Here is a 20786-nt window from a genome sequence, read left to right on the forward strand (position 1 = left end):
CCTAAAGGAACAAACTTTAATGAAATAAGCGAAAATCAGCTGCAAATTATTCAGCAAAAACTAAACAATAGACCTCGAAAAATTATTGGTTATAAAACACCCCAAGAAATGATCAATATTGAGCTAAAAAACGTAGCTTAGTAACATCAAAAATTAATAACGATTTGTTGCGTTACAACGTTGAATCCAAGGAACTACGTTTTAACTTGAATTAACTATAATTCAGAAAATGAGAAACTTAAAATTATTTTTATTAGTAATAATCTTACTAATATCTTCAAACAAACTTATCGCTCAATCTAACAAAAAATTAACTGCTTCAGAATTAGAAAATTGGTTTAAAGCCGATTTAGGACAAGATTCAATTGCAGGAATTAGTTTTAAAAAAGCAAAAGAATTTTTAAAAAACAAAGAAGACGAATCTGTTGTTATTGGAGTCATAGAAACTAGCATAGATATTTCTCATAAAGACTTAAAAAACTGGATTTGGAAAAATAAAAATGAAATAGAAGGTAATGGTATTGATGATGATAATAATGGATATATCGATGATATTAATGGTTGGAATTATATTGGAAATCTAACTAAACTAAATTATGAATATGAAAGAATCATTATAAACCCTAAATTAGTTGAAGATAAATCATTATTAAAAAAAGCTAACAAAGAATACAACGCTTTATTAAAAGAAATAACTAAAGATTATAAAGACGGAATTAAAACCCTAAAATTCCTAAAAAAAAGACATTCTAGATTTACAGAATATTTCCAAAGAGAAGATTACACTTTAAACGATATACTTAAAATTGAAACAAGTAATAAGGATTTAATAAAAGAAATAAAAAGTATTGAAAAGAGGATTGAGTTTTCAAAACGTTATTTTGGAAAAGAAATCGAACAAAATGAGCCCTATTATATAGCAAATCAAATTTTAGCAACAAAAAAACATATTATAGAAGATAGTTTAATAGTATCAGGACAATCAATTAAAACTGATTATAGAAAGAGTTTAGGTGACGATTTAGAAAACTTAAATGATAAACAATATGGGAATAATATTGTTGACACAAATTTAGATGAAGAACACGGAACTCATATATCAGGCATTTTAGTTGCAAATAGTATTTCAAAAAACTACAGTTTAATGCCATTGAGAATTAATGGAAGTGTTGGAGATGAACACGACAAAGATGTGGCCCTATCTATAAGATATGCTGTTGACAATGGAGCTAAAGTTATTAATGCAAGTTTTGAAAAGTATTATTCCCCTTATAGTGATTGGGTATATGAAGCTATTAAATATGCAGAAGAGAAAGATGTCTTAATTATTATTGCAGCTGGCAATTATAATCTTAATCGAGATGAAACTTTAGTATTCCCTAATGACAATAAAGGGTTAAAGAGTGAATTTACGAATAATGCAATTGTAGTTGGTTCTTCCAAACCTAATTATGGAAAGTATATTTTAAGTTACTTCTCAAATTATGGAAAAGACAATGTAGACATCTTTGCACCAGGAAATAAAATATATTCTATGTTGCCAGAAAATAAATATGGATTTAAAAGCGGAACTTCTATGGCTGCACCAATGGTTACAGCAATAGCAGCAACTATTCGCTCATATTACCCTAATCTATCAGCAAAAGAAGTTAAAGAAGTGATTCTCAATTCTGGAACTAAAATAAATTTTGAAGTTAATATACCTAGTGAACGGAATAAAAGTGTGAATTTCTCTGAACTTTGTAAATCAAGTAGCGTTGTGAATTACTACAATGCTGTTGTACTTGCAGAAACATTGAGCTTGAAAAAATAAAAAACTGTGGGTAACACCGTGTTGTGCACATAACACTCTCAATGCATTAATTTTATTGACTTAAAGAAGAATTAATTAAAGAAGGTACAACATAGGTACAACATTTTAAACTATATATTTTAGAAGTAGAAACAGTGATCTAAAAGCATAAAAAAACCGTTACAAATACTGTAACGGTTTTCTTTTTGAATGTATTTACGCTTAAAGTTATTAAGCTGCCGTACCAGAGCCTAAATACACACTATTTGATACTTGCTTTCCGTCGTCTGAAACGAAAGCCATAAACATCTCTATCGTATCGCCTGCATAAGTCGCTGGTATATTTACTACTTCTGAGCCTACAATTCTTCTTGTTCCCTCTAAAATATACATCGATTCTTTTTTACTTGGATTGTAAACTAAAACCATTGATTTATCAACTGTACTTGCATTACCTTCTGCCGAATTATCATCCCATGCAAAAGATACTTGACCTGGTACTGATAAATCAACTGATGGATTTAAAGGTGTAGATAATGTTCCCCTACTTAACAACGCATTAGCATAATCTATTACAAAATTTGGTGCAACACCTCCTACTCCATTATTTAACACATAAGACATTGCTGCATTAAACTCTGTTTTTTTTGTTGCAAACGCTTTATAACCAATCTTTAAAAATGCTTTATTTGGTTGTAAATACTCTATTGTAGCGCTAAACTTATTACGCTGATTAACTTGTCCCTCTGTTCGAGGATTTGCCACGCTTGATGGCTTAATTCTGATGTAGTCTATACCTTTCCAACTTCCACCAATTACGTTACCTACTTTTCCTGATAACCCTCCTAAAATACCCTGTGCAATTTTACCCATTACTATTTAAATTTAAAATTAATACTCGTTCGGATTTGGTACGGACTTGATATTACTTTTTTATATTTTAACTTCTATAATATACTGAAAATTGTGCCATTTTTCTAATGTTTTAGCTGCTTAGATGCCTTTGCATTAGACTTCATTTGTTTGCACTGACTTTAAGAAACTGCGTATATATGCTACTTTTAAAACTGCCATTTTATCAATGACGTTTTGTAACTCTTTTTCTTTTTTACTGATAACCTCAACAGTTTTGATGTGTTTTTGTATCTGATTTGCAGTACTCATACTTGAATTAAAACCCTTTTTAAGCGTGTTTCTACAATCATCTATTGTAATAAACGGAATAACACTTCCTTTTAAATAATATGCGTAAAAACCGCCTATTTGTAGCATCATAGACAAATGATAGAGTGTGTTTTTAGCTTCTTGGGTTGTGGTGGTTACCACATAGCAATTTGGGCAAGGATTTGTAAGCGGTTTACCGCTGTTTAAACCTTTGTTTAGTATAAAAAAATGAGGGTTTGAGTAGGTTTTTCCAATGCGGTGTGTTTTCAGTTTAAAAGTTGACATAGCTATCCAATTTAAAATTCGCTTCGCGCTATTAATTTTGAAATTGAAAAAAAAAGATGTGCTACCGAAAAGTGCCTTGGGTAAGGCTGTCAAGGTTTTTGGGTAAAAGTTTTTGAGCTAAAGTGTTTAATAAAAAGTAAGGAATATTGTAAAAAAGTTTTATTCAAAACCCATAGGGCTTGACCTTTATAGCCTTAAAGCGTTGGCTGAAGCTAGGCACTTATATTTGCTACCTTTTTTTATTCTGCTTTGTTACCAATATTGTTATTTCCTTTTTTATTTTTTAATGAAGTGAAACAAACAAATACTTGAGGTAAGGAATACTTGACTTAACGATGGTTTTGTGCAGCTTGAATGAGCTAAGAAATAAAAAGAATAGTAAAATACGTAGTGCGCTGGCAGTAGCGAAAATAAGTGTGTGCTTATTTATTAATTGCTACCACTGTTTTAACTTGATTATCGTTTTAATTTAAAGTTGTGTTTTTTGCTTATATGTTAGTGTAAATAAGCATACTCTTATTTGGATGGTTTTTATTTTTATAGGTGTTATAACGGTTTGTTTAATAGTATTTATACTTACCAAGCTATACTAAATACCTGCTTTTATATTACTAAAAAACACTTATAAAATTAATGCATAAGGTTGGAATTATTGTATAACACCCTAACTATTGTTATTATGTTTGACTGTATGCGGCTGTTGTGCGGCTATTTTACATAATGACCGTTATAAACCCTGTAGTTTACGAAAGAGGGGTATAACTACGCGTTATGTAACTTAGCTTTGGGGAGTTTTGTGTTTTATGATAAAATAATAAAGTATAGCTTGTTGCTATTTTGTTTGATTTTATGAAAACCAAATTGCAATAGGCTATTACCTTAAAGATAAAAAAACGCTAAACTAGTATGGTAAGCGGAACAATACAAAAGACAGCGGTTTGTTGCTTTTCGCAATAAACTGGGTTTTGGATTGTGGGGAATTATAAGTATTTCGCAAGTTCAGTTTTTAATAAATTCAAATTACTGTTTAAAGGTTGTTTTTTATTGAATTGTTTCGTTCTTTTTATTTGTGTTTCTATTTTAGATATTTGATTTCTTAGCTCTTCTATTTTTTGTTCTTTTTCAATTAAAGCTTTTAAATTTTCTTCTGAATTTATACTTGAATTATTTGAAATTTTGAAACAAAAATCTTCAAAAATCTTATCTAAACTAACTTTTAAATCTAATTGATATTTTTCTTTTTCACTTGAAAACCAATCTGTTTTAAATACCCAATCTACAACAGCATTATTTTCATTAACTGGATGTGCATGCTTTTGTGATGTATATAACATTACCTCATCATTAAATGATATTATAAATATGATATGATAAGGGATTGCTTTTTCTATAATAGGTAATACCGATTCAATATTTTTTCTTTGCTTTAGTTTGATTTCAAATATTTGAATTTCCTGAACTTCAATACCTTCTAAATTGATAGTATCCGTCGCTAATTTGTTTTGCCACCGTATCTTATCAACCACATCTACAAACAACTGTTTTTGTTTAGCTGTTGCATAAGCATAAAAAGCATTTTTAGGAATACTCTTATCTTTTTTAGTTTGTATAGGTAATTGAAAAAAGCTCATTTATTTAATGACTAAAAATGAAATTAACTTAAAATCTTCTATACCCTTGATCTGGCTTTTACCTGCTGCTGTACCACCAGCCTTAAATAAGCTTAACACCTCTTTCTCTTCTTCTGTTTCAACTATAGAGGCGATACTATGCTTTAATAAACTAGAGTATGCTGACATATCTTTATACTCATTGGTTTCCATCTCAAAAGATTTACAAACTTCGCTTAATGGCTCTCTTTTATCCTTACACAACATTCTAAAAACATCTAAGGTTTTTTTTCCTTCTAAATGACCAAACTTAATCTCTCCATTTTTTTTAATATACACCATATAATATGGATGTAAACGATTCATTTTATCAATATTGACTGCTGAATTTACATTTTTCAATACATAAACAACACCACTTTCAAAAAAATCATTCGCTTCTGTTATAGCATGTAAACCTTCAGGAATATTTTTTAGTTCACCAAATTTCTTAATATAGTTAGATAGATCTATTCTAAAATCATTTAATCCTAAATCTGTTATACTAACACCTTCTCTTAAATCTTCTAAATCGACAACTTCTTCTTGTAGTTTTTTTAATTGAATTTTTCTGTATTCTAAATCTTTATCCTCTGTATTTAAAATGTTATCGTCACCAGTACTTGCCATATTACTAATTAACATTCTATTTTCTACTCTAGATTTTAAATTAATATAATTATCTAAAGTTATATCAGGCCAAAAGTTAACCATTGTAATATTTGCATTGGTTGAACCAATTCTATCAATACGACCGAAACGTTGGATGATACGCACAGGATTCCAATGAATGTCATAATTAATAAGGAAATCACAATCTTGTAAATTTTGACCTTCAGAAATACAGTCTGTTGCTATTAAAATATCTATTTCTTCTTGAATATTAGGATGTAGCTGTTGTTTACTTTTAGAACGTGGTGAAAAGCAAGTTAATAAGGTATTTAAGTCTGTTGGTATCTCTTTAGTTGTACACTTACGTTTGCTACCTGTAATTAATGCTGTATTTAAGCCATAAAATGTTTTAAACTCTGATTTTAAACTATCGTATAGATAATTAGCTGTATCTGCAAAAGCAGTAAATATGATTACTTTCTTGTTATTGGGATTTAATGGCTTTTCTATTTTACCTTTTACTAAGTCCTTTAAATCTTTTAATTTAAAATCTAAGTCATTTTTAACAGGTTTAATTTCTGAAAGCAATTGATTTAAAATAGCAACATCTGCACTTAAGTCTTCTTTCCATCGTCTACCATCCATATCAGCAATATGAACTTTTACTTTTTTACCAATTACATTTTCTTCATCACCCCAATCTGCATCCCAATCCATATCGCTGGTTACATTAGCCTGTAAACCTGAAAAGGTATTATCCTCCCCTTTTTCAATCGCATTAATTGCATTATTTATTTGCCCTAAAATATTCTGAACCGTTAACCTAAAAGCATATACAGAACTTTCTATACGTTTTAATAAATTCATACGCATTAAAATCTTTAGACTTGACTCTCTATCTATTTGTGCAAATTTACTTGTACCTGCTTTTACTTTTTTATCGTATAAATCTGCATACAATTGTACTTTACTGGGTAGTATATAACTTAAAGGTGAGTAGACTGAAAGGTTTAATAACGTTAATTTTTCTGCTATTTCTATATAGTTTGTTCCTTTGTTATTGGTTAACGGACTTTGCTTAGAAATTGGTATGTTACGTTTTGGAAACTCTCCTATATCTGAGGTGTCGTAATAGGTTGTAATGTGCTTTCTAGAGCGTGCTATAGTTAAACTATCTAAAATTTCAAAGAAATCGAAATCTAACATTTCTAATAATTTTTCAGTCGTTCTATTTTCCGTTTCAAATTTAGACCAACTATTAAAAGCTAATTGTGCTCTTCTAAAAACGGTATCAACCCCTCTTTCTGTATCTAATTTTTCATCTATCTTTTCTGAAGCACCTTCATAAGCTAATGCTAATTGGTTTTTTAAATCGTTAAATCTATTATTAACAGGTGTAGCTGATAACATCAACACCTTTGTTTCAATACCTTCTTGCATAATTTTACGCAGTAACTTCTGGTATCTATTTTCCTTACCAACAGATGTATTGTTATTTCTAAAATTATGAGATTCATCAATAACTACTAAACCATAATTACCCCAATTTACATTTTCTAAATTACGACCATTACTCATTCCTCTTTCCCTAGATAAATCGGTATGAAATAATACATCGTATCTAAATCTATCTTTAGATAAAATATTGTCTTTATCATTTTGTCGATAGGTATTCCAGTTGGCTTCTAGCTTTTTAGGACAAAGTACTAATACATCTTTATTCCTTTTTTCATAATATTTAATAACCCCTAAAGCTGAGAATGTTTTCCCTAAACCAACACTATCTGCAATTATACAGCCGTTATATTTCTCTAATTTATTAATAGCACCTATTACAGCATCCTTTTGAAAATTATATAATTTAGACCATACTAGAGTGTCTTTAAACCCAATTTCATCATTCGGTAAATTTTCCATTGCAATATCGTCTAGGAAATCACTAAATATATTGTATAGTGTTATGAAATAAATAAACTCAGGACTATTCTCTTTAAACGCATTTTCAAAATACTCTTGCACAAAACTGGTAACATCTTGTAAGCTTTCTTGATTATCCCAAATTTGATTAAACCAATCTAAATAGGCATTACTTTGTGGAAAATCTACTTTTTGTATTAGTGTTGGAAATCCTTTTTTATGGCTTACTCCTAAATCTGAAGTTGTGAAGCCATTGATATTAGCAAATGCAGCACCTTGAGCATCATTATCGACGTGAATTAAACCATTTAAAGGTGTTGCACTGTTTTTATTAGATTTAAAGGTTACTTTATCCTTTACCCATTGCGAGCACTCTTTAGCAATTGCTTTTTGGTTTAACTCATTTTTTAATCTTAATTCAAACTCACCACCACATAAATTGGCTTCATTGAAAATATGAGGAATGTAAAACTCTCTAGATTCTTTATCTAATTTTTCTTTAATAAACGTAGGCGAGGTAAAAATGAACTTTAACTCTTCTATGCTTTTCAATTCTTTTTTTAAAGCTTCAAAAGCATAAATAGAAAAAGAAGAAGCTGCAATTGCTACCTTACTTCCTTTTTGTATTTCTATTTTTAATTCATCGTTTAAGCGATGATTTACATTATCAATAATTTTCATTAAGCGATTTTCTAATTTAAGGTTACCATTTCCATCATTTTCTCGTAATTACTCACCTTACTAAATTTTATTTCTCCTTCTCCAATTGCTGCAAAATGCTCTTCTGCACAATGTATTTTTAAAGCTTCAATGCCTCGTAAATCGTTTACATTATCAGAACCTTTTGTTTCTGCTACAAAATAAATTTGGCGTACTTTATCTTTATCAAAAACTATTGCCCAATCTGGACTGTATCTTCCTGTTTTATCACCTGTAGGAATGGTTATATAAAAGTCTTTTGGTAATTTGGCAAATACCGATACCTCAACACTATTACTTAAGGCTTCAGCAAACTCTTTTTCTATGTTAGAATCTGAAATTACGTAATCGTAAATATGATTTTTTACTTGTTGTGCGTTTCTATCTACCGTTATATCGTTCGTAAATACTGTTTTAGAATCGAAACGATCTTCTGTTTTATCAAACGTAATATTGTTTAATATTAAACTTGCTTTTACTTCATTTATTAAATTGGCAGTTTTGGCAATAAACTCTTCTGGGTTTTTACGTAATAAGACAAACTTTTTTGGACTTATTTTCTTTAACACTTCTACAATTGTTCTTCGTGTTAAATTGGTACTGTTTACTATTTCACCAACAATATCGTAAACGGTGTCTGTATATAGATCTGCATTTAGCTTTTTAGATTCTCTATTAGTTTGTTTAAACCCTTCTTTATTTTGTAATTCTTCTTTATTACTATCTTTTAAAAACCCTGTTTTAATTTCGTAAACTCTATCTGAGATATATAAATCTGCATTTAAACGTATGATACTATCTGTTATTAGTTTTTCGGAATTGAATTGTACTTCGTAAATAGTTTTAATATTTATTTTACTCCATAACTCTTGAAACTCTTTTTTATGGAAGTTTTTATTTAAGGTAACCGTTATTCTATCTCTATCATTTTCAGGTTTTATCATTTCGCCTGTATAAACAGATTTTAATAATTTGGTAATATCAGCTCTAAATGGTTCTATATTTTCTGGTAAGGTTACTGTATTGTCTTCAATAGCTTTTTTACCTTCTTCTGTAATCCTATCATCTTCATCTATAACATCGTTCTTATATAAAATTTTATTTAACTTTTTGGCTGTATCTTTATCTATACGCATTTCTACACCAATAGCGTCTGTTACCAATTTGCCTACAAAAAATTCTACTTCTGCTTTCTGTGGTCTGTCTTTTAAAGTTGCTGCAATTTCTGATTGCAACCCTTTTGCAAAATCCTCATAACTTTCAGAAGCTATAATGGTTAATTTGTTGATGTGGTGTACATTTTCGCCTACGGTTTCATAATCTTGACGAATTCCTTCTTTATTGACACACAAACGCATACCACGACCAACTTCTTGACGTCTTCTAATAGTAGCTTCTGAATGTTTTAAAGCACAAATTTGAAATACATTAGGATTATCCCAACCTTCTTTTAAGGCGGAATGTGAAAAGATAAAACGTGTAGGCTCATCCATACTTAACAAGCGTTCTTTATCTTTCATTATTAAATCGTATGCCGAAATATCGTCTGAATCTTCTTTACCACGCTTTACTGTTGGATCTATAAACTTTTTCTTTTTGTCTATAGAGAAGTAACCATTGTGAATAACGTCTGCTTTATCTCTATCTAAAAACTCTGCATATGCACTAGGAAAATACGCTTTACGTGCAGTACCAGGATCTGTATCTTTTAAATAGTCGTTGTATTCTTGTTGAAATAAATCTAAGAAATCGCTTTTTACCTTATTATATTCTTCTTCAAATATCTTCGCATATTCACCTAAAACTTGCTCGCCATTTTCGTCATATTTACGGTATTTGTCTACCGTATCAATAAAAAATAAGGATAAGACTTTTACACCTCTAGCATACAATTCTTTTTCTTTATGTAAGTGTGACAAAATGGTTTCTCTAATTTGAATACGTCTAAATGCTTGCTCGTCTAAATCTCCCAATGCCTCACCAGCTTGTAGTGTTACCCCATTTACAGAAATTGTATTAGAAGCACCATTAATATCTGTAATTAAACAATTTTTATATTGTGGCATTTCGCCAGATAACTCGTAAAGATTTGTACCTTCTTGTAACCGCTCTCGTTTACGTTTTACTCCTGTACCTTGTCTTTTTTCGTATTCTACAATAGCTACTGGTGGCTTGCCTGCTTTAATAGCAATTTGTTCTAAATATATATAGCCTGTAGTACCTGTTGACCCTTTTAAATTAATCCCTTTTACGTGTATTTTTTTGACTAACTTTTTACTGTATGCATCTATAGCATCTAAACGGTATACCTTATTGTATTCTTCTTTATGTGTTGCAGAATAACGTATAGTAAATAGCGGATTAAAATCCTGCATACTCTCTAAGGTTTTTTTACCATCTACCGATTGTGGCTCATCAATAACAAGAATTGGGTTGGTTTGCGCAATAATATCTATAGGACGTCTGGATTGAAAACCATCTATTTCTGCATAAATACGTCTTGCATCTTTACCACGAGCATTAAAAGCTTGCGTATTAATAATCATTACACTAATACGATTATCTGATGCAAAGTTTTCTATATCTGTAGGCTTTTTAGAATCGTAAATAAAAGGTGCTATTTTATGTCCGTACTTTTCTTGAAAATGGGTTTGTGTTACCTCAAAAGATTTATAAACTCCTTCTCTAATAGCTACACTTGGAACAATAATGATAAATTTAGACCAACCGTATTGGGCGTGTAACTCGTACATTGTACGAATGTAGGTATAGGTTTTACCTGTACCCGTTTCCATTTCTATAGTAAGGTTAATTCCTTTTTTTTGAACCTTTGGTTTTTCTAAACCTTCACTTTCTCTAATATCATTACTACCTTGTACATTTTTAATGTTTTGTAGCAATTGATTGTCTGTAATAGAAATTAACTTGTTACGATAGCCAATATTTTCATTTACTTCTTCTTCAAACTGTAAGGTATTTACCCCTTTAGCTGCTTGTTGTGCTTTATGTAATAAAGCTTTACTGCGCTCTAAAGTAAAATGATTTTCCCCTTTTTCTTGCCCTAAAAAGCAATTGGTAATTGCTTTTACAGCCTCTACTTGAAATTGTTGTTCTTTAAACTGTAATTTCATTCTCTTAATTTATTACTTAACTTATCGTAAATTCTACTTACAAAAAACTATTATTATTACAAGACTAACTGTAAAACTTAATTTTATCCTAAAATTAAACTTATATCAATATAACAAATCTAAAAACTCATTAAAACTATTGGTCATTTCTATTACTTCATTAATTTCATGATCATAGAAAACAACATTTGGATTTTCTTCATTCACATAATTAAAACAGATGTAATTACCAAAACCATCTTCACCAAATGGAATCATTTTATTTACACTATCAGTCTTAAGTCTTTTATAGACTGCAACTACATTGTTCTTTTCCTCAAAACTATAATCTATTAAAGAGTCAAAAAACTTTCCTTTTTCATTTTTTAAGTCATATGAATTTTTACTTGGTCTTGCACCGTTATTTTGCTTAATCAAAGCAACAAATTCAATTGGTAATTTTACAGATAACTCTTGCTCAATAAGTTTAATTTGAGAATTATCTAAGCTATTTTTTTTAAACTTCCACTCCATAATTGTTATTTTTTTTATTAACGATTAGCTCTACCTCCGCCCCATAGACTTTTACCTCCTGTATGCCTTGAAACATCATGTACAGAAGATTCTACAAGTTGCATTTTTCCAACTTGTTGATGGTGGTGCCAAGTATAACCTTCTGGTTTATATCCTGCATCAATTTGTTCAAGTTGTCTTTCTGTAAATTTTTCTCTTAATTCAGGATTTTTATCTAGCATTTCTTTCAGTTGTTCATTACAATTTCCCATTTGGTTTCTATCTGTTTCTTGAAGTAATCCTTCGGGTAGTTGAATATCTGCAAAGCTCTTAAATTCGGGAAACACTCCTTCAATTATTCTTCCATCTCTCAATTTAACAATATCCTTTACATAAGGAATTCCTGACTCTGGATGTATAATTCCTTCTAAATGAGAATTTATTGTGTTAATCCTTTCTATTATTAGTTCTTTTAGCATATTATTTTCAAGCTCTAAAGCTTCCAAAGAACCATTTTCAACCATATCTATAGTCTCTAGGGGGATATCTTTTATTTCAGTTTCGGAAACCTCTTTTAAACCTTCAACAGCAACTTCTTTGGCTGCTTCTTTTAATATAGCTTCTATCATATCGTTTTTTTATTAAAAAAATAACTATCCTTTACTTCTACAAGATTAAGAGTATTCTCTTTTAATATTATCTTTTTAGCCAAATTAGATACTATTCTATCTACAAAATCTTCTTGTTTCGTTCCCCAATAATTAGATAACAGTTTTCTTAACTCTATAAAATCTTTGTCTTTTTTATGAATAAACAAATCATGAAGTACTTTTTTTAAACCAAAAGGAATTTTATTACTAGTACTATATAAACCCTGCGTAAGAAAACTAAAAATTTGTTTTACAGCATATTCCGAATACACTGCTTTATCGAATTTATTACCTGAAAGTATTATTTCCTGTTCTAACACCTTGTTATAAAATTCTATTTTTCCTTTTAGTTGCGAATACTCTACCGTACACAATGTGTTTAATAAACGCTGTACTAATACTTTTCCTTTTTGCCCTAAAACTGTAGACAACTCGTATACTTCAAAAGGGTGTAGTGTTTCTTTTTTTTGAGCAAGCATTAACTTATGAACTTTATTATTACTAGCTGCAGATGAATTTATATTGTTTACCACTTTACACTCAACAGGTCTTTCCATTCCTTCTTTATGAACAAGAGCATGCCCGGTTATTAACCTATTCATGTATAACGCATCCTCTTCAGAAATACTCAATGAACCAGACAAAAGAGCTTGGTCGTCTTTAGCCACCAAACGATGTACAATTTTTGTATTGGTATTTTTAATAACATCTGGTGATATTTTTGATGGAATCTGTTCTACAACAGCAACACCTTGACCTAAAGAACGCATTTCGGCTATTACATTTGTAAATAACTCTACAGCTTTACCTTTTGGATTACCAATTGCTTCTGAATTAGCTTCTGTAGAAACGTTCTTTAACAACCTGTGTGCTTCTTCTATCACCATAAAATGCTGTAAACCTTTTGTTCCCATACCTGGGTTTATAGCTGGATTGTCTTTTTGACGGTATTGGCTTATCATTACCAACATTAAGCCTACAAAAAAAGCTTTATCATCATCGTCTGCCAAACTTTCCATTTCAAGAATGGTATTTTTCTTTAACAAATCCTCCATTGGATGAAAATCATGCGTATCAAACATCATTCCTTTTGCTCCAACAGATAAACTCTCTAAACGTACAACAATAGCTGTCCGAATATTATCTTGTAATTCTCCTTTATAAGCTAGTTCATATTTTACATAATTCTCAACTTCATTTTTTAAATCGCTAAGGGTAGGAAAAAAATAAAGATGCTGTAGATCATCATAACCACTTTCATCATAACGACCAAAGTTGTCAATAAAATTTGGATGAAAACCTTTGGTTAAATTCCAACCTTTTTTAGCATAAACATTATAAATACACTTTTCTACAATAGCTGGCATTGGACCGTATAAAGCAAAACTTGCATTAAATATTGCTTTTAAATAATCAATATGCTCAGATAAATGTATTCCTTTTTGTACATAAAAAGGATTAAATCTAATTGGGCTTACAGAAGCATTTCCAACGGTATAAATATTTAAATTATTTTTAAAAGCATCATCAGAAAGTAATTGTCTGTAATCTCTTTTTGCAGATTCTATCACTAAAAAAGGAATATTTTCTTTTAGGGTTAAATCTTTTAAAATATGCTTTAGAGTTGTTGTTTTACCACTACCTGTTAAACCACAAACAAACAGGTGTTTATTTAAATCTTTTGTGGTTAAATTTAGCACCGAATTAGGAATAGGATTTCCATAATCTGTTATATTACCAAGTTTTAATCCTTTGCCCGTATTGCTATCGTTTAAAGAAAGATTAGGCATTTTTTTTATTTCGTAACCAGGTAAAGATTCAGCAGGAGGAGCAGACATGAAAGCCAACTCCTCACTAGTAATATATGAAGCTAAACTTTTAGGAAAAATTGTGTTTTTAGCATTTAAAACAGGTAAAAGTAAACTTTGATTAGGATTTAAATTACCTACCAGCATTTGCGAAGGAGGTAATAGTTTATCGCTTGGTTTTGATAATTCGCCCAAAAAACTACCACCTAAAATTTCACATGTAACTTGGTCTTTTGCAGAAAATGTAATAGAGGTTTCCCACATTCCTGTATTAAACCCTTTTGCAGTTCTCTCTAATAAATGTTCGGTTACTTTTTCAAGTTCTAAAGCAAGTCCGTTTTGTTGCTCATAGGAAAGGGATTTTGAAGTATTAGTAGATGTTGATTCATTAGTACCATCAGATGTACTTTCGGTAGTTGTGTTAGATTTACTAGAAGTACTACTACCTCCAAACATTTTAAACCAAAATGAGGAAACCATACCTCTATTATAATTTTCAGTCTCAGCATTAGAAATTCCTGCTGTTTTTTGATAAGAGGAACCTATAGTATTTGTTTGTCCTTTGTCAGCACCTTTTGTTTGTTTAGCTATAGCATGAAATTGATCTCTTAAACTTAACAATTCTGTATATGAATTCTGCTGATTTTCTTTAGCCAATGGCGTAGAGATTATAGCCAAAGTATATTCTTTATTATATAAGCTTCTTATTACAGAGGCAATGTTAAATTTTACTTTTTCATCATCTACTTTTAGTGTAGGTAATCCGGTTATCACACCTCCCTTTTTGTATCCGTTGGATAATGAAGAAAACTTTGCTTTTTCATTATACTCTATTTTTTTTCCAGGAAATATTCCATTAATTAATGAACTAAATAATTCTACATCATCACTTGTTGTGCTGTCTCTTTTTAATCCTAAATAAATTGTATTCCCACCTTTTTTACCCGAAATAATAGTAGCAACCGTTACCCCCAGTTTACTAGCTGCAGATAAAATTGTGTTGTACCGTTGTTTGATAAACTCAGGAATATCTTCTTCTTTATTATTAACAGAAATTTCTGTTAACGGAAATAAATAAAAAGTATCTAGCCAATCATTAGGAGTCTCTTTTGTTTCCTTATTAATTGTTAGTTTATTGGTTGCTATCTCTAACCAAGGTATTATTTTTTGAATTCCAGTTAATAAAATTTCTGTATTTTTTTGTTCTAACATAGACTCTATTTCTTTTTCATGTTTTTTTTAGCAACCCTATTTAACTCAATTGCTTATTGCTTTTCACAAAACTCTGTAATTCATTATTAAAAGCAACTTCCACTTGACTCAACCATGACTCTACTTCTTTCTCTGTATTTGTAAGATATTTATTTACATCGTTTTTTATATTTACTCTAGTTTTAGCAGCAGCCTTGTTGTATGTAAACTTAAATGTAAAAGCTGCAATAGTAACAACAACAATACCTAAGAGTATTGTGTTTATTATAGAAGTAGCTGCAACAGAAACAACACCAACAGCACCCAAAATTAAGGTTGTACCACTGGCTATAAAAGCATTTAATTTACGCTTATCTTTTTGAAACTCTACTGCATTGTTTATTAGGCTTTTATTATTCTTTAAATTATTGGCATACTCCATTATTTTTTCATTTAGCTTTGCATCGTAAAACCTATTTTTAGTTTTAACATCTAAATTTTCAATAACTTTTTGCGCATCTTTCATTAAATAAGACAATAAAGTTTCTAACAACTGTTCTGATTTAAATATTACTTCTTTTGGAATATAACTAGATAAATGAGAAATTCTATGATCTATATCGAAATCATTTTCTAATTGATTTAAAACATTCTTTTTAATACTAGCAAATTGTTCTTTTATATCTTTATTTATATCACTCATAATGTTACTTCTTCTAAAATTTCATCAATTCTTTTTATAGTACTTGGTATCTGTTTTTGCTTTTTTTTTAAACTATCTATTTCATCTATAATTTCTTCATTTTTCTGGCTTTTCTTTTTTTCGTTTTGCAACTCAGTTTGTCTTTCTTCTATTAAATGATTTGCTTTGTTAGCAACCCCTTCTAAATATTTTTTTAAAATTGTTTTCGTTTGGGCTAGGGTTTCATGTTTTATTTTCTGTATAAATGAAATTAATTGACTAACGATCTGTTCTTGATACCTTTGCTCATTTAATGTCTTTTTTGTACCTACTTTCACTATATTATCCCTAAATAATCTTGCAATCCCTAAGCTTGCCCAATCCCATCCATCTGCTTCTCTTTTTTGGTATACATCTTCAACATCATACGATTGTTCTTCTGCTTTATGCTCTATAGCTTTTAAGTCTATTTTTGGCACATTTACTTTATGATTTGCTTTAAACTCAATTTCTATTTCTTTTAAACTATTTTTAAAATAACTAGTTATTGAATTAGAAAAAACCGAAATAGCATCTGCCATTTCATTTTGAAAATCTATTGCTATTTTTTTTACGGATGGAAATTTTTTAGAATCGTTTAATTTACTTTCATAAATTGTTGAAATTTCGGTAATTCTTTTTACCACTTTAGAATTGATACTTCCTCCAAACTCTTGAGTTGCTTCAGTATTAATTTCATTAATTTTTAATTTAAAGTGATCTAAGACATTCGAAATTTCCTCAATTTTTTTAGCATACCCTTGGGGGTTTTGTTTTTTTAAATTTAACCTCTCAACTTTAGCTACCAATAAATTGTCTTGCTCTGCGTACCCCTGCTTTATTGTCTCTAAAATTTCTTTCAATTGTAAATTAGGAGCTTGCATTGAGTACTCATCAATGGTCTTATAAATTTGTTCAAAATTAGAAGCTTCATTCACTACATCCATCAACTGTCTTTCTTCATCTTCTGCTTGTTCTCTATAAGATGACAAAATTTTCTTTTTAACTTTATCTTCTCTAATTTTTTTTATGGGTAGTCCTTGTTTTAATTGGTTGTTAATTTGTTCTAATACACTATCTACTACAATAATTCTATCTTCTGGTATAATATTTCCGTACAACCGCTTAGCTTCGGCTAACAACCTTTCAACTTCATCATCTTCGTACAAACCTTTATGCGTTAATATTAAAAACAGATTTTCTTTACTTTTATTAGAAATTGTATTATCTACAAACGTTTTAAAAGATTCTGATTCTATAGGTTTTATAGGGTGTATAAATAAAATAGCATTTGCTTTTTCTAAAAATTTTAAAGAAACATCTTGTATACCTCCTGTTGCATTTACCCCAGGGCTATCTACTATTCTTAACTCTTCAAAAGACCAATTTAAAGGATATCCAAAATTAATTTCTACAGGAATTTCACTTTTTGGAGTGTTTGAAATATAAGATTTGATAAGTTCTTTTTCTTGCTGCAATTCTACACCTGCGTGGGTTTCTAAAGTTTGAATAAATGCTTCTGTTACCTCTACTTTATCTTGACTTATGATAAACTGATTTATAATGGTATGTGGGATTTTTCTATATTTATCTTCTATACTACATATTTCTCCCAAACGTTCTTTAGCCTCATCAATATCTACTGTAGATAAATCATCATACAGTTCTTCTACTTTACCATTTGCAAATACTACTTTTAAGTATGACGTTTCAGACTTAAATATTTCTACAATGGCACTAGTTGCTTGTAAAACATCTGATGGTAATATTTCTTTACCCAATAAAGCATTTATAAAAGTAGATTTACCTGCTTTTACTTCTCCTGCCACAGACAATAAAAACTTACCTGATACTAAAGTATCTAATCTTTGCTGTAAAAAATTTAAATCTACACCATCATTTGTAGTACCTCTATCTGCCATATAACTATTGGCAATATTAATGCTGTTTTCTTTACAGACTTTGTAATTGTTTCCTATCATTTTTTTCTTTTAAATAACTTTTTTTTTCAACTATTGAATAATTAACATTTTTATATGTTGGTTTTTATACCATACCTTATATCACTTTCATTTCTGTATTAGGGCTTAATTGTTTTAATAGCTGTTTTACGTTTTCTTTAGCAGTATCGTTTTTAAAACTGCTGTCTTTACACACAAAACGTAGTGGTTGGTGTTTGGCTATTTCTTTGGCAAAAGCCTCATCTAACTCGTTATCAAAACAAGCGAGTAAGTAATTGGTATCTACTATAAATACTTCTTTACCTAAAACGGTATCTTTTTGTGTTTTTAGGGTAAGTGGTAAACCCCAATCTAGTAGTATTTGGGTTAGTAAATCTTCTGCAGTACGGTCTTCTTTTATATTATCTGCAAACACCTCTAATTGCCCTTGGTTGTATTCTTTTGGTTTGTAATACACGTCTTGCATATTACTACTAGCTACTTTAAAAACTTTAAAACCGTAATCTATATCTGCATTGGTTTCTTCTTTTATTTTGACTGCTGCTCTTCTAATACGTTCTTTACCAATTTCACAAATATTTTTATAACCTGCTTTAAAGGCTTCACTTTTTTCATCAGTAGTTTCTGGTAGTTGTGCCATAATAAATTTACGATTAGCACCATCCTCAGCGTTTAATCGCATTATTGAATCCGAAGTGGTAGCTGAACCTGAGAAGAAATCTAAGACAATTTCATTTTTAAGGGAAATTCTTTTTATTAAATATTCAATCAAATCATATGGCTTTGTATAATCAAAATAATTTTTTAACCCAATTCTATCTAAATATTTAGAGGCTTGTGTACTTGAATATTGTTCAATAAAAGAAAAAGGTCTTTGAGTTCTAATTATTTCATTACCCTCATTATCACATTTTAAATATTGTTTAGTATAAACTGTCCATACATTATTACTATCTTTTTTTATTTCAATAAAATCATTTTTCAATCCCCATTCAAATTTGCCTTTAGACCATCTCCAACAAGCTTTTTTCCCTTTGTTATTATCCTTAGGATATACTTCGGTGTTATCAGGTGTGGTAATTGGGTAATCCAAGCTTTCAGAATATTGAATTGAACCCATACCTAATTTTTGCAAATAATAAGGCCCTCTTATTTTTAAATGAGCATCTTTAGATTTATACCTCTCTCTATTAGAAATTTCATTGCCATTTATCTCAATATTATCTTTGTTTTTAGAAAAACAAATAATAAACTCACGCTTAACTCTAAATAATTTACTATCTGAACTACCACCTCCTTCTTTGTTTAACCAAACAAGATTTGCTACAAAGTTATTTTCCCCAAAAATTTCATCCCCAATTTTACGTAAGTTATGTACCTCATTATCATCAATAGACATAAAAATCACCCCATCCTCTGTTAATAAATTACGTGCTAATTTTAAACGTGGGTACATCATAGACAACCAGTCAGAATGGTAACGTCCTGCAGTATCTGGGTTGGCTACTAAACGGTTGCCGTACTCGTCTATTTGGTCGGTTTCCTCTTTAAACTCTGTGCTGTCTTGTGTAAAATTATCTTTGTATACAAAGTCCTTACCTGTATTGTACGGTGGATCTATGTATATCATTTTAATTTTACCTAAGTAGCTTTCTTGTAAAATTTTGAGTACTTCTAGGTTATCGCCTTCTATGTACATATTTTCTGTAGTATCAAAATTTACAGAATCTTTACGTACTGGTCGTAATGTTTTTGTGGTAGGTAAATTAGCCGTTACAATAGCTTCTTTTTTACCAGGCCACTCTAGTCGGTAGCGTTCTTTTGCACCTTCTACTACATCGTGGTTTAGTTCTTGCTTTAGTAAGTCGAAATCAATTGCTTTGCCTCCTGCTGTTTCAGTAACACAGTTAGGAAATAAAGTTGCAATTTTTTCTATATTTTGGTTCACCAAATCTGGTGAGGATAGGTCTAGTTTGTCTGTATTCATTGCAATTAAAATGTTGTAAGAAATTTACAAAAGTGTAAGGTATAAAAATATAAATATATATTGGTTTTATTATGAGGATTCCCACATTTACTTTTTACCCCTGTTTTATGTTATATTACAAGTACTAAAATAGCGTGTTTTTTATAGCCTTATTTAACTGCTCTTTTACGTGAGCTAAATACTTATTATTAGATAGTTTTTTAATGCTATTATAAACGGCTCTTCTATTACCGTATGTTTCAGAATGGTCTATTTTGTACTGTCTTAATATCTCTTGATTTTGAAATAATGCTAAAGCTTCTTTTTCTTTATTAGTAAGCTTTGATAATGGAATACTTTGTAGCTTTTCTATTTTATCATACTTACTCATTAACTCATCTGCTAACATTTGGTACTTCTTTTTATCTATTAAATCTTTAACCGTGTAAATACCAATAGGATTTTTGCGCTTATTTAGATTGCGTGTGTAGATTTCTAATTCAAACCGAAATAATGGCTTATTTAACTTTATACGTTCGTGTGTTTTTACCTCAAAGGTTTTATCATAGCCTTTAACGTTATAGTCTGTGAAATAGAATTTTTGCTGTATTCAATAACTTAACGCAACAAATCTAAAATTATAGATTTGTAAAATGACAGTAAAAAAACACAGAAGACTTAGCCTTAAAGAAAGAGTGATTATTCAGACTCTTTTAAACGAAAAAAAGACCAAAGCTTATATTGCTAA

The 20786-nt window shown here is 29.8% G+C and carries 13 protein-coding genes and 1 pseudogene; 2 read left to right on the forward strand and 12 right to left on the reverse strand.

What is annotated here, in order from left to right:
• Positions 1 to 141, forward strand: a pseudogene (locus N2251_RS14050) (IS30 family transposase); the annotation flags it as partial.
• A gap of 88 nt (positions 142 to 229) precedes the next feature.
• Complete coding sequence (locus tag N2251_RS00295) at positions 230 to 1813, forward strand: S8 family serine peptidase (RefSeq protein WP_260584677.1); 1584 nt, start codon at positions 230 to 232, stop codon at positions 1811 to 1813.
• 210 nt (positions 1814 to 2023) lie between these two features.
• On the opposite strand, the gene N2251_RS00300 is transcribed toward N2251_RS00295, so the two are convergent.
• The 12 genes from N2251_RS00300 to N2251_RS00355 all read right to left on the reverse strand — a co-directional run bounded on the left by N2251_RS00300 (position 2024) and on the right by N2251_RS00355 (position 20447).
• Positions 2024 to 2665 (reverse strand): DUF6266 family protein, encoded by a 642-nt coding sequence (locus N2251_RS00300; RefSeq protein ID WP_260584678.1) that lies wholly within the window; start codon positions 2663 to 2665, stop codon positions 2024 to 2026.
• A 135-nt stretch (positions 2666 to 2800) separates the two neighbouring features.
• Entirely contained in the window at positions 2801 to 3241 is a 441-nt protein-coding gene (locus N2251_RS00305) for a DUF6943 family protein (RefSeq protein ID WP_260584679.1), read from the reverse strand.
• A gap of 980 nt (positions 3242 to 4221) precedes the next feature.
• The gene (locus N2251_RS00310) at positions 4222 to 4872 is read right to left on the reverse strand and encodes a DUF4391 domain-containing protein (protein WP_260584680.1); all 651 of its coding nucleotides are present in this window, start codon (positions 4870 to 4872) and stop codon (positions 4222 to 4224) included.
• On the reverse strand, positions 4873 to 8100 hold the full coding sequence (locus tag N2251_RS00315; protein WP_260584681.1) for a helicase-related protein: 3228 nt from the start codon (positions 8098 to 8100) through the stop codon (positions 4873 to 4875). It abuts the gene before it with no gap.
• Positions 8101 to 8111: 11 nt separating this feature from the next.
• On the reverse strand, positions 8112 to 11249 hold the full coding sequence (locus tag N2251_RS00320; RefSeq protein WP_260584682.1) for a type III restriction-modification system endonuclease: 3138 nt from the start codon (positions 11247 to 11249) through the stop codon (positions 8112 to 8114).
• A gap of 105 nt (positions 11250 to 11354) precedes the next feature.
• Entirely contained in the window at positions 11355 to 11762 is a 408-nt protein-coding gene (locus tag N2251_RS00325) for an SMI1/KNR4 family protein (protein ID WP_260584683.1), read from the reverse strand.
• Between the two features lie 17 nt (positions 11763 to 11779).
• Positions 11780 to 12370 carry an HNH endonuclease gene (locus N2251_RS00330; protein WP_260584684.1) on the reverse strand — a complete coding sequence of 197 codons (591 nt, stop codon included), beginning with the start codon at positions 12368 to 12370 and terminating at the stop codon, positions 11780 to 11782.
• Complete coding sequence (locus N2251_RS00335; RefSeq protein WP_260584685.1) at positions 12367 to 15411, reverse strand: ATP-binding protein; 3045 nt, start codon at positions 15409 to 15411, stop codon at positions 12367 to 12369. The genes N2251_RS00330 and N2251_RS00335 overlap by 4 nt, the downstream gene beginning before the upstream one ends.
• A 40-nt stretch (positions 15412 to 15451) precedes the next feature.
• Positions 15452 to 16093, reverse strand: a complete 642-nt coding sequence (locus N2251_RS00340; protein ID WP_260584686.1) for a hypothetical protein — start codon at positions 16091 to 16093, stop codon at positions 15452 to 15454.
• On the reverse strand, positions 16090 to 18093 hold the full coding sequence (locus N2251_RS00345) for a dynamin family protein (RefSeq protein ID WP_260584687.1): 2004 nt from the start codon (positions 18091 to 18093) through the stop codon (positions 16090 to 16092). Before N2251_RS00345 ends, N2251_RS00340 begins: the two co-directional genes overlap by 4 nt.
• A 76-nt stretch (positions 18094 to 18169) precedes the next feature.
• Positions 18170 to 20059 carry a site-specific DNA-methyltransferase gene (locus N2251_RS00350; RefSeq protein WP_260584688.1) on the reverse strand — a complete coding sequence of 630 codons (1890 nt, stop codon included), beginning with the start codon at positions 20057 to 20059 and terminating at the stop codon, positions 18170 to 18172.
• Positions 20060 to 20183: 124 nt separating this feature from the next.
• Positions 20184 to 20447, reverse strand: coding sequence for a hypothetical protein (locus N2251_RS00355; protein ID WP_260584689.1), 264 nt, complete (start codon positions 20445 to 20447; stop codon positions 20184 to 20186).
• Positions 20448 to 20786 lie beyond the last annotated feature (339 nt).

The sequence above is a fragment of the Tenacibaculum haliotis genome, from assembly GCF_025215075.1.
GTDB classification, from domain to species: Bacteria; Bacteroidota; Bacteroidia; order Flavobacteriales; family Flavobacteriaceae; genus Polaribacter; species Polaribacter haliotis_B.